Consider the following 11,927-nt stretch of genomic DNA (forward strand, 5'->3'; position numbering starts at 1 on the left):
ATCAATACTCCTCCACCAAGACATCGGTGTAGAGTTCTTCCGGTGCAGGCTCTGGCGAACTTTCTGCAAAATCAGCCGCTTGCGTCACAACCTTGCGAATGTCCTTGTCAATTGCCTTGAGGTCTTCTTCGGCATGGCCGCCCTCGATAAGGGATTTTTTCAACCGTTCGATCGGGTCATGATGGTCGCGCTGCTCCTGCACCTCTTCTCGGGTGCGATACTTAGCCGGATCAGACATCGAGTGTCCGCGATAGCGGTAGGTGTTGCACTCCATCAGGACCGGGCCCTTGCCTTCGCGCACGTGCTTGAAAGCCACTTCGGCAGCGGCCCGCACTTCAAGAACGTCCATTCCGTTCACTTCCATTCCGGGAATGCGGAAGGCGGTGCCGCGGCGATAGAAGCGCGTTTCGGCGGAGGAACGCTTGGTCGCGGTGCCCATGGCATATTGGTTGTCTTCGACCACGAAAACGATCGGCAGGTTCCACAGGGCGGCCATGTTGAAGGTTTCATAGACCTGACCCTGGTTCGCGGCGCCATCGCCAAAATAGGCGAGGCACAGACCGCCATCTTCATTGTACTGGTGCGCAAGTGCCAGTCCGCCGCCAAGCGCGACCTGAGCGCCAACGATACCGTGACCGCCGTAGAACTTATGCTCGGTCGAGAACATGTGCATCGACCCGCCCTTGCCTTTCGAAATGCCCGCTTCGCGCCCGGTCAGTTCGGCCATGATAACCTTGGGATCGATACCGTAAGCAAGCATGTGACCATGATCGCGATAGCCGGTGATCACGCTGTCGCGGTCGTTATCAAGCGCCGATTGCAGGCCAATCGCGACGGCTTCCTGACCGATGTAGAGATGGCAGAAGCCGCCAATGAGGCCGAGACCATAGAGCTGGCCTGCCTTCTCCTCGAACCGGCGGATCAGCAGCATCTGGCGATAGAATTCGAGCAACTGCTCGTCGGTCGCCGCGTAGCTCTTCGCCGCTTCGAATTCTTCCTGGAGAGAGTGGAGAATGAAGTCCGGATCTTCGGACGGAGCGAGCGTTTCAGGCGCTGCGGCTTTTTTCGCAACAGGCTTCTTAGCGGCGGGTTTCTTGGCCAAGTGTGATCCCTTCCCTCACTTGCTGCACGCTCAAAGTAGACCATGATGCGCGCTTCTGGTGTTGAAGCGTTCCTATAGGCACCGCTTCTGGCCTTACGCAACGTAAGTCAGCCTAAACCGACGAGAAAACACCGATGTGGTTAGATTTGCAATTTTCAGAAACCGGGGAGGTCCGAGAGAGCTACTCGTCTTCGAGAGTGATGACGATCTCGTCCGGGTGGATCACCCCCAGATCCTCACGCACCAGCTCGCTAACGAGGTCGGGATCAGCCCCTTCGGGATCAAGCAGTTCAACGCGGTTCTTGAGTGCGTCTCGCTTTTCCTTGAGCATGGCGATGCGGACTTCGCGCTGTTCGAGCACTTCGCCATTTTCTGCCCACGCAAGCAGCCCCGTCGGTCCCGCGATCGCAGATACGGTCAGGACGACAAGAAGCACGAGCGCGAGGCCCTGCTTGATATGTTCCTGTGGCGGTCTGCGCATTATCCCAAGTCCCTCGATCCGCTGTCCACAGAATCATAGTTAATCGCAGACCGCAAGAGAAATGCGCTCTAGGCCACTCAAATCAGGTGAGAACGAGTCAGAATTGACACGTAGGTACGCTTACGCTGACTAATACGAGCGCGGCAGTCCCAATACGTGTTCGGCGAGATAGGACAAGATCAGATTCGTCGAGATCGGGGCCACGGTGTAAAGGCGTGCCTCGCGGAATTTGCGCTCAACATCATATTCCTCAGCGAAGCCGAAGCCACCAAAGGTTTGCACGCACATGTCCGCCGCCGCCCAGCTGGCTTCGGAAGCGAGCAGCTTTGCCATATTGGCTTCCGCTCCGGGATTGCCGCCTTCATCATAGACATGGGCCGCATGGTGGACCATCAGCTCCGCAGCGCGCATCTGCGCGTAACAGCGTGCGATTGGGAACTGGACTCCCTGATTTTGTCCGATGGGTCGCGCGAAGACGTTGCGGTCGCCCGCGTAGTTCTTTGCTTGTTCGATGAACCACTTGGCATCCCCGATGCATTCAGCAGCGATCAGGATGCGTTCGGCGTTCATGCCGGAAAGGATGTAGCGAAAACCCTTCCCCTCCTCGCCGACTAGGGCACTCGCCGGGATGCGCAGGTCATCGAAGAACACTTCGCAGGAAGAGTGGTTCATCATCGTGCGGATCGGCTTGATGCTCATTCCATTTTTGAGCGCGTCCTGCATGTTGACGAGAAAGATCGAGAGGCCCTCGGTCTTCTTTTCGACCTGTTCGCGCGGCGTGGAGCGCGCAAGAAGCAGCATGAGGTCGGAATGCTCAGCGCGGCTGGTCCATATCTTCTGACCCGAGATGACGTATTCATCGCCATCAAGAACGGCGCGCGTCTTTAAGCTCAGAGTATCTGTACCGCTGGTCGGTTCGGAAACCCCGAAAGCCTGAAGCCGCAATTCGCCGCGCGCGATCCTCGGCAGATACTCTGACTTCTGCTCGTCCGACCCGTATTTGAGCAGAGTGTTCATGATGTACATCTGCGCGTGGGCCGAAGACCCGTTGCAGCCGGTCGCCTGAATTTCCTCCATAATGACTGCGGCCGCATCGAGCGACAGGCCGCTGCCACCAAACTCTTCAGGGATGAGGGCGGCGAGAAAACCCGCCTTTGTGAGCGCATCGACGAATTCGCCGGGATATTCACGCGAGGCATCCTTTGCCCGCCAGTATTCTCCGGGAAAACCATCACACAAGGCGCGTACAGCACGGCGGATCTCGGAAAGCTCTTCGCTTTCATTCGTCATCGGCATCGTCATTGGCCTGCCTTGCCTTCGAGTGCGCGCCGCGTCCAGAAATTGTGTGGTGTCTGCCCCCTACAGCTAAGGAACAATTCAACAGGTCCGTTCGTTTGTCGGCTAACAGAGTTACCAGACGGGGAAATATGCTTACCACTTTGATGGACCAACTGAACGAGATGGGCACGGAATTCGTGCGCTTGCTGCCTTCGCTTGGTATCGCGCTCGTGATCGTCGTCATCACCGCGATCATCGCGGGTTTTGCAACAACGATTGCAGACAAGATCACGGGCAAGACGGACCTGCGGCCTTCGCTGCGCCAGTTGATCGAAACCCTCGTCAAGCTGGCCGTTTGGATCATCGGACTGCTCGTCGCGATGATCGTGATTTTTCCCGGCCTGACCGTCGGTAGCCTGATCGCCGGGCTCGGCATCGGCGCAGTTGCGATCGGCTTTGCGTTTCAGGACATCTTCGAAAACTTCCTCGCAGGCGTGCTCATCATGGTGCGCGAGAAAATGCGCATCGGCGACGTGATTGAGTGCGAAGGCATGATGGGCAAGGTCGAACATATCACCTTGCGCGAGACGCACATCCGTAAGCTCAGTGGCGAAGTCACCGTCGTGCCCAATTCTATCCTGTTCAAGAACCCGGTCGAAATCCTCACCGACAAGGAACAGCGCCGCCACGATGTCGTGATCGGCGTATCGTACGACACTGATCTGGACGAAGCCGCCGAAGTGATCCGCAAAGCGGTCACCGGCGTTTCGGAGGTGGATGAAGCCAGGGGCATCGACATTTTCGCGCAGGAATTCAATTCGTCCTCGGTCGATTTCCTGGTGCGCTGGTGGTCGGGATCAACCCCGCGCGCTGGCTGGGAATCGAAAGACAAGGTCGTGCGCGCGATCAAGCGTTCGCTTGACGATGCCGGGATCGAGATCCCCTTCCCCTACATCACCCACACCTTCAAGGAGAAGGTGCCGATGGGAGAGAGTCCGGGCGAGCCGAGCACGGGGAGCTAAGTTCACACCGTTTGATGAAGCGGGTTGGGATTGGGTCTTTTCGTGCTACTGACCTTCGCAACAGCGAAGGAGAACACCCTTGCAAATCCTGACATCCGATCCCGCCCGTTTCGCGAACCTGCCCGACTACGATTTTGCCGAGCATTGGATAACAGTCGATCTGGGTGAAGGTCATTCTGGCCGAATGCACTATATCGACGAAGGGCCAAGGGATGCGCCGCCTGTGCTGCTATTCCATGGCGAACCGAGCTGGAGCTTCCTCTACCGCAAGATGATCCCGGTGCTGGTCGATGCTGGTTTCCGCTGCCTTGCGCCCGATCTCATCGGGTTCGGCAAAAGCGACAAGCCTGACGACATCGCCTTCTATACCTATGACCGGCACATCTCATGGCTGCGCCAATGGCGTGAGGCGGTGGTGCCTCAACCAGCTGCGCTTTTCTGTCAGGACTGGGGTGGATTGCTGGGGCTCCGGCTTGTGGGTGAGGAACCCGAAAAATTCACTTGCGTCGTTGCGAGCAACACCTTCTTGCCGACCGGCGGAACCCCTTCACCCGCATTTCTCGCATGGCGCCAGTTCGCAAAAAGTTCGCCTGAGTTCCAGATCGGAGAATTGCTCCAGCGCGCAACCGCGACCGAGCGGACGCCAGAAGAGGTAGCCGCATATGACGCGCCCTTCCCTGACGAGCCTTCGAAAGCCGGCGCGCGTGCATTCCCTCAGCTTGTTCCCGTCGAAGATGGGATGGACGGAATCGAGCAGAACAAAAGAGCCTGGGAAGGCCTCGCAGCATTCGACAAGCCGTTTCTTACCCTGTTTGGTGCGGATGACCCGGTTACGGGCGGTCTGGGCAAGACACTGAGCGAGAGGATCAAGGGCGCAGAGGGCATGCCGCATGAGATACTCAGCACGTGCGGCCATTTTTGCCAGGAAGACCGCCCGAAGGAGTTGGCCGAAGGTGTGGTCCTGGCCGCCAAGAAAGCGGGCATGCTCTGAGCGAGACTGACGCTCCGCCCAAGCCAGCCTATCTTACACGCGGCCAGGAATATGCCTTGGCCGTGACCGCAGCCGTGGTCATCGCGAACGCCTATTACATCCACCCGATCATCGGAGAGGTGGCAGCGCATTTCGGCGTGAGTGAAGCGCGCATCGGGATTGTGCCTGCCCTTAATCAGCTCGCGCTGGCGCTCGGTATCCTGTTGCTCCTTCCGTTGGGCGATATCCACTCGAATCGGTCGCTGTGCATCATCTTCGTAAGCGCGCAGAGCCTGTTTATGCTCGGCATGGTGCTGGCTGAGGACTTTGCCTCGTTCACGCTGGCCTCGACCCTGCTCGGCTTCGTAACGATTGCGCCTTATCTCATCCCCGCCTTCGCCTCCAAGCGCGTTTCGCCTGACCGACTGGGGCAGGTCACCGCGCTCCTGACGGTTGGCGTCATCTTCGGGATTCTGGTCGCCCGCGTCGGTGCGGGCATTGTGGCCGAGCAGTTTGGCTGGCGCGCGGTATACTGGTGCGCCTTCGTCCTGATGGCGGCGACGACCGCCCTCCTCCCGCTGACTTTTCGGAGCGAAGGCAGCTCCGGCAAACAGCCCGGAACCGGTTACGGAGCCCTGCTCGCATCGGTTTTCACCTTGGCCAGATCCAACAGGGACATGCTGATTTCAGGAGCGATACAGGGTCTGAACTTTGCCGCTTTCACTGCGACCTGGCTTGCGCTGGCGCTACATCTGACCAGCGACGAACTTGGTTACGGAGTCGATACGGTGGGTTATCTCGCGGGGGTTTCCGCGATAAGCCTGTTCACCACAGCCCGGCTCGGCAAGATCGCTGACCGCATGGGAGCGCGCCGTGCTCGCTTCTATGCAGCAATCGTGCAGATGGTCGGAATTGCCCTGATGTACCCTCTCGGTTGGAACGCATGGGCGGTGGTCGTGCCGTTGGTCATCACGAACATTGTCGGGCCAAGCATCGATGTCACCGGGCGCATGACTTACCTCAGCCTCGAACCGGCAATACGCACCCGTCTGACCACGACTTATATCGTCATCATGTTCATCGGCGGAGCGCTTGGGAGCGTGCTTGGAACCTCGATCTACGATTATGCTGGATGGCTCGGAACCTGCGCCTTGTTGCTTGCGATTTCGGCGTTTGTGGTGGGTCTTTCATACTACGCACAGGCTACCTGGAATGATCGCCCGCAACCAAGTGGCGGCCCTAGGTAACAGTGCCTAGGAACCTTTTGTTGTGAACTGAAAGTTGAGCAAGTACAGAGGCTTTGCGCACGCAGGCACTAAGAGTTTGACCGAATGATCTTCAGCGTGACCTGATCATTCCCGGTCTTTTCGAATGCGGTGTGGTCAGCCCGAACTCCCACTGGACGGGAGATAAAAAAGACGCTGAGGCTTCATCCCGAATGGCTTTTCGCAGAGGCCTCTCCCGGGTTGGCCGAGCGTCTTTTCTATCGCACATCTTCGATGCATTTGATGGTTGCCTCTGCGCCACGCATTGCCCAAGCTGAGCGCCTGTTTTTCTCAAAGCAAAAGGTGCTCGATGCAACGAATTCTGGCTATGGCGATTTTTGCCGCAGGTCTGGCCACACCAGCGCTCGCCGACGATCACAGCGAAGAGCTGAGATTGTTTTCAGCCGAAGATGTGTTTGAGCTGGAATGGGCAGATGACCCGCAGGTATCCCCTGATGGCAGCCAGGCCATATATGTGCGGCGCTTCAACGACATCATGACCGATCGCACACGCTCGCATGTCTGGATCGTCAATCTGGATGGCAGCAGACACGAACCGCTCTTGGCCGATAGCGGATCATACCGATCGCCGCGCTGGTCGCCCGATGGTTCGCGTATCGCTTACATGACGTCCGAGAACGGTCAGACCGCGCTTTATGTTCATTACCTGCAATCGGGCAGAAGCGCGCTGATCGGCAGTTTTGAGCGCGGCCCATCGAACATTACGTGGTCGCCCGATGGAAGCATGATCGCCTTTTCGATGTCAGTCGAAGCCAAGAGCGACAAGCTTTTAAGCCTTCCGTCGCGACCCGAAGGCGCAAACTGGGCCAAGCCTCCCGTCGTAATTGATCGCGCCCGCTATCGTACAAATGGCGAAGGCTTCGTCGAGCTTGCCTACGACCATATCTTTGTCATCCCGGCAGAAGGTGGCACGCAGCGACAGCTCACCTCAGGCGATTTCAATCACGGTGGATCGCTCTCCTTCACTCCCGATGGCGAGCATATCCTGTTTTCGGCCAATCGCGACGAAGGCTGGGAATTGCAAAGCCGCGAGGCCGATGTGTTTTCGGTCACTATCGCTTCGGGAGAGCTGACGCAGCTCACAGACATGCCGGGCACCGAGACTAGCCCGCAAGTCTCACCCGATGGCGGATCAATTGCGTTTCTCGGCACAGGTAACGCGCGCGAGCCGTTCCTTCCCACCAATGTCTTCGTAATGGATCGCGATGGAAGCGATGCACGAAACCTGACCCAGGGTCTGGATCGGCGCGCAGGCGATGTGCAGTGGCTGTCGAATTCCGAAATCGCCTTCACGTTTCAGAACCGGGGCGAGAACAATATCGGCGTAGTCGACACGCGAGGCAATCGCCGCACTGCGGTCGAAGGCATCGGCGGGACGACCATCGGCCGGCCCTATGTCAGCGGATCCTATGACGCAGGCGCACGCGGCACGCTCGTTTACACCAAGGGCAGCGCGCAGCGTCCCGCAGACCTTTATGCATTTCGTTCCGGGCGCGACACGCGGCTCACCTCGCTCAACGGGGACCTGTTGGCCCACCGCGATCTTGGTGAGGTTACCAGCTTCACCTTCAATTCCGAGCTGGACGGGCTTGAGGTTCAAGGATGGATGATCAAGCCTCCGGGGTACGAGGAAGGCATGACCTACCCCCTTATCATCGAAATCCACGGTGGCCCGCACCTTGCCTATGGCCCGCATTTTTCTGCCGAACTGCAACGGATGGCGGCACAAGGATATGTGGTGATCTACGACAATCATCGCGGGTCGATCGGGTATGGGAGCGAGTTTGCGAACCTGCTGAAATACAAATATTCCAGTCCCGACGACTTCGCCGATCACAATTCCGCGGTCGACTGGGCGATCGACAATGGATTTGCCGATCCCGAAAACCTGTTCATCGCCGGCGGATCGGCAGGCGGGATTGCGACCGCTTATGCTATCGGGCTCACCGATCGTTTCAACGCGGCGATGGCGGCAAAGCCCGTGATCAACTGGGTTTCCAAGGTGCTGACCGCCGACAGCTATATCGATCAGATCGCAAACCAGTTTCCCGGACCGCCTTGGGAGCATCTGGATCACTATTGGGAGCGCTCGCCGCTCAGCCTGGTCGGCAATGTCACGACCCCGACCATGCTGATCACAGGCGAGGTAGACTATCGCACGCCGATTTCAGAGACAGAGCAGTTCTATCAGGCGCTGCAACTGCGCGGCGTGCCCAGTGTGATGGTTCGCGTGCCGGACACCAATCACGGCATTGCCTCGCGGCCCTCGCTGCTGAATGCAAAGACCGACTACACTATCGCCTGGTTCGAAAGGTATCGGACCGACCGCGATGGGGAGGAATAATCAGTTTATCGATCAGGGAGGTGCTTCATTCCTCCCTCGACGCTAGCCATGGATGATTATGCGAGGGGGCCGTCGCATCCTTTCGCGCAACAGGGGACTATACTCATGAAGCCATTTCGTCGGCGCACGCTTGCGCTTGCCGCTGCACTTCTGACCTCGGCCGCTGCACCTGTGATGGCCGAGGAAGGGTTCTACCAATATCCCGCAGCGCGCGGCGACGTGCTGGTCTTTGCCAGCGAGGGCGACATCTGGCGCGCATCGCGAACCGGGGGGACCGCAGTTCGTCTCACCAACCACGAAGGTGAAGAGCGCAACCTTCATATCTCTCCCGACGGATCGATGGTCGCATTCAACGCAAGCTATGACAGCGGCGACGATATCTATGTAATGCCGGTCGCCGGCGGGCGTCCCGCTCGCCTGACATATGAAGGCGGCGGCGTCACGGTCGTGGGGTGGACGCCCGATGGACAGGTGATCTTCTCATCGCGGCTTCGTGGAAACGGTCAGGGCGAAGTGCTCCACACCATCGCGCCCACGGGCGGGCGGTGGAACGATATCCCGCTCTGGCGCGCCAACAGCGCGACCTATGGCTCTGACGGCACACTCTTCTTCAACCGCCGCGGCCTTTACGCCCGCGCACGCGACAATGCCGTCCTCTACCGTGGAGGCGGCATGGCGCAATTGTGGAGCTGGAAGCCCGGTTCAAGCGACGAAGCCACACAGCTTGTCGCCGATTTCGATGCGCCGATCCGCATGCCGATGGCGCATGGCGGGCGCATCTATTTCATCTCTGACAAGAGCGGCGCGGATGCGATCTGGTCTGTTGCCGAAGATGGCAGCGGCGTCACTCAACACAGCGAAGAATTTGCCTTCCCGGTTCTGCAAGCCGCAATCGATGGCCATGCGGTCTTCGTGCAGAACGGCGCGGACCTGCACGTCTTCTCGCTCGCCTCGAACACGCTTTCGACGCTTTCAATCGACCTTGTAACTGACCGTGAGCAGACGCGCCTTCGCACTCTGGACAATCCGATGGAGCAGGTTGAGGCAGCGCGTGTATCACCAACCGGCGATACTATCGCCGTGACCGCTCGCGGACAGGTGGCGCTCGCGTCTCCCCTCGCCCGGCGCCGGGTCGAATTCAACGTGCCCGATGGCGCACGCGCTCGAGAGGCCGTTACGGGTCCTGAGGGCGACAATCTGTTTCTGATTCTGGACCGGGGACAGACACGCGACCTTGTTCGCATGGATGCAGACGGATCTGGCGAACCGACCGTCATCACCGCAAACTATAATGCCCACATTTGGTCCTTCGTCGTTTCACCCGATGGCAAGACGCTGGTTGTCAGCGACAAGCAAGCCCGCCTGCAAAAGGTGGACGTCGCAAGCGGTGCCGTGACGCTGCTGGCGCAAAATAAGACGGGCAATGACAATGTTTTCTCAAACATCGTCTTTTCGCCCGACAGCAAGTTCATCGCCTATTCCGAAACCGGGCCAGAGCAGTTCTCCAACACTGCCAACATCCAGGTCCAGAACCTCGCCACAGGTGAGCGGGTGCAGGCAAGCTCCGGCAAGTTCAACGACTTTGCACCGGCGTTCTCTCCGGATGGGCAATGGCTCTATTTCATCTCGGAACGCAATTTCTCGCCTGAGCCCGGAAGCCCGTGGGGCGACCGCAATATGGGGGTTTCCTTTCCCGATCGCGGCGAGATCCACGCGCTCAAGCTCGACCCGGAAGCCGATTTCCCTTTCCGGGAAGACAACGAACTGACCCTTGCCGGCGAAGACGAGGATGAAGGCGAAGACAGCGAAAGTGAGGATGACAACGACGAGGACGAGGCAGAAGAGGACAAGAAGCCATCAGCCAATATCGTCCTCAATGGCCTCGCTGATCGGCTTTACAAGCTGCCGGTAAAAGCGGGTGCGGGCGGGATGTTGTTCGTTACCAAGTCCCATCTGTTCACGCGGATCGGCGATGAATGGGTTTCAATCGCCATCGACAAGAGCAATCCCGAGGTGGAAACCTTCTCCGCAAACGCTCTTGGCATTGAACTTTCTGCCGACCGGGAAACCCTCGCGGTTGCGCTTCCGGGGCCAAATGGCCCCCGAATCGCCCTTGTCCCTGCCGGTCCGAAAATGCCCGACAAGCTCGATGGCAAAATGGTTCGTCTGGACGATTGGAAGCTGACCATCGATCCGGTCTCGGAATGGCAGCAGATGTTCCACGATGCATGGCGTCTTCACCGCGATTTTGCCTACGATCCTTCTCTCCGAGGTATCGACTGGGAGGCGGTGCGCGACCAGCATGAGCCGTTGGTCAGTCGCATCGGACACCGGGCGGAGCTCAATACGATCCTTGGTCAGATGGCCTCGCAACTCGGCATTCTGCACAGTCAGGTGCGATCGGGCGACCTGCCTAGCGATGACGAAAACAGCGATATGGCGTTTCTGGGTGCAGAGTATTCGCCCGTTTCCAGTGGGCTCAGGATCGACCGCATCTATCAAGGTGATGCTGATCTCGTGTCGCTGCGACCGCCACTACGCCGCCCGGACGTCGATGTGCGCGAAGGGGACATTATCCGCCGTGTCGACGGGCGGAGCGTCGCATCGCTGGCCGATCTGAGGCTCGCGCTTGCTTCGAAGGCCGGACAGCAGGTCCGCCTCGACCTTACCCGCGGTTCGACCGAAGTCTCCGAGATCGTCTCACCCATGAATGCGCAAGGGCGCGCAATGGCCGAGTATTACGACTTCACCGAAGATCGAAAAGCGGCGGCAGAGCGCCTTTCTGGCGGCGACATCGGCTACCTGAAGCTGCGCGCCATGGGCAGCGGCGATATAGCCAGCTTTGCGCGCGATTATTTCTCGCAGCTGGATAAGCCCGGCCTCATCATTGACGTGCGCAACAACAGCGGCGGCAACATCGATTCCATCCTGATTTCGCAACTGATGCGCAAGGCGTGGGCATTCTGGGGCGCGCCCGATGGAACAGGGCAGCAGACCACCAACATGCAGAACGCCTATCGCGGGCACATCGCGGTGCTGATCGACGAGCGCACCTATTCCGATGGCGAGACATTTGCCGCCGCTGTCAAATCGCTGGGCCTCGGCCCGCTGATCGGTACGCGCACGGCGGGCGCCGGCATCTGGCTTTCCGATCGCAACCGGCTCGTCGACAGTGGCGCCGTCCGGATCGCGGAATACGCGCAATATGACATCGACGGAAACTGGATCGTCGAAGGCTACGGCGTTGCACCGGATTTCGTGGTCGAGAACGGGCCGGTCGCCACCTATCAGGGCAGCGATGCCCAGTTGGAGGCAGCTATCGGGCTCCTGCAGCAGCGCATCGCCGAAGATCCGGTCATGCCGCTGAGGCCCCGCCCTCTCAGCCCGCTCGGGACTCCTGCAAGGGACGTGTCGCCGCTCCCGGATTGAGCGGCGACATTAGTC

The 11,927-nt window shown here is 59.0% G+C and carries 8 protein-coding genes; 5 read left to right on the forward strand and 3 right to left on the reverse strand.

Going from position 1 to position 11,927, the window contains the following annotated elements; genetic code table 11:
• Position 1: 1 nt before the first annotated feature.
• From pdhA to CD351_RS10325, 3 genes are all read right to left on the reverse strand, one after another.
• Positions 2-1,102, reverse strand: a complete 1,101-nt coding sequence (gene pdhA, locus CD351_RS10315; protein WP_111992575.1) for a pyruvate dehydrogenase (acetyl-transferring) E1 component subunit alpha — start codon at positions 1,100-1,102, stop codon at positions 2-4.
• 181 nt (positions 1,103-1,283) lie between these two features.
• Positions 1,284-1,583, reverse strand: coding sequence for a septum formation initiator family protein (locus tag CD351_RS10320; RefSeq protein ID WP_111992576.1), 300 nt, complete (start codon positions 1,581-1,583; stop codon positions 1,284-1,286).
• A 129-nt stretch (positions 1,584-1,712) separates the two neighbouring features.
• Complete coding sequence (locus tag CD351_RS10325; protein ID WP_369880239.1) at positions 1,713-2,885, reverse strand: acyl-CoA dehydrogenase family protein; 1,173 nt, start codon at positions 2,883-2,885, stop codon at positions 1,713-1,715.
• 125 nt (positions 2,886-3,010) lie between these two features.
• Between CD351_RS10325 and CD351_RS10330 the strand changes: the two genes are divergently transcribed.
• The 5 genes from CD351_RS10330 to CD351_RS10350 all read left to right on the forward strand — a co-directional run bounded on the left by CD351_RS10330 (position 3,011) and on the right by CD351_RS10350 (position 11,912).
• On the forward strand, positions 3,011-3,883 hold the full coding sequence (locus tag CD351_RS10330) for a mechanosensitive ion channel family protein (protein WP_234027101.1): 873 nt from the start codon (positions 3,011-3,013) through the stop codon (positions 3,881-3,883).
• Positions 3,884-3,962: 79 nt separating this feature from the next.
• A complete protein-coding gene (locus CD351_RS10335; protein WP_111992577.1) occupies positions 3,963-4,874 on the forward strand; it encodes a haloalkane dehalogenase in 912 nt (303 codons plus the stop codon).
• Between the two features lie 62 nt (positions 4,875-4,936).
• A complete protein-coding gene (locus CD351_RS10340; protein ID WP_111992578.1) occupies positions 4,937-6,100 on the forward strand; it encodes an MFS transporter in 1,164 nt (387 codons plus the stop codon).
• Between the two features lie 346 nt (positions 6,101-6,446).
• The gene (locus CD351_RS10345; RefSeq protein WP_111992579.1) at positions 6,447-8,483 is read left to right on the forward strand and encodes a S9 family peptidase; all 2,037 of its coding nucleotides are present in this window, start codon (positions 6,447-6,449) and stop codon (positions 8,481-8,483) included.
• A 105-nt stretch (positions 8,484-8,588) separates the two neighbouring features.
• On the forward strand, positions 8,589-11,912 hold the full coding sequence (locus CD351_RS10350) for a S41 family peptidase (RefSeq protein WP_162627689.1): 3,324 nt from the start codon (positions 8,589-8,591) through the stop codon (positions 11,910-11,912).
• Positions 11,913-11,927 lie beyond the last annotated feature (15 nt).

Origin of the sequence: Erythrobacter sp. KY5 (assembly GCF_003264115.1) — a bacterium.
Lineage (GTDB): Bacteria > Pseudomonadota > Alphaproteobacteria > Sphingomonadales > Sphingomonadaceae > Erythrobacter.

What these genes read in the sequence shown, in the direction of transcription:
- CD351_RS10320 (WP_111992576.1), bottom strand. Translation starts at nt 1,583, where the DNA reads ATGCGCAGACCGCCACAGGAACATATCAAGCAGGGCCTCGCGCTCGTG.
- CD351_RS10325 (WP_369880239.1), bottom strand. Translation starts at nt 2,885, where the DNA reads ATGACGATGCCGATGACGAATGAAAGCGAAGAGCTTTCCGAGATCCGC.
- CD351_RS10330 (WP_234027101.1), top strand. Translation starts at nt 3,011, where the DNA reads ATGCTTACCACTTTGATGGACCAACTGAACGAGATGGGCACGGAATTC.
- CD351_RS10345 (WP_111992579.1), top strand. Translation starts at nt 6,447, where the DNA reads ATGGCGATTTTTGCCGCAGGTCTGGCCACACCAGCGCTCGCCGACGAT.
- CD351_RS10350 (WP_162627689.1), top strand. Translation starts at nt 8,589, where the DNA reads ATGAAGCCATTTCGTCGGCGCACGCTTGCGCTTGCCGCTGCACTTCTG.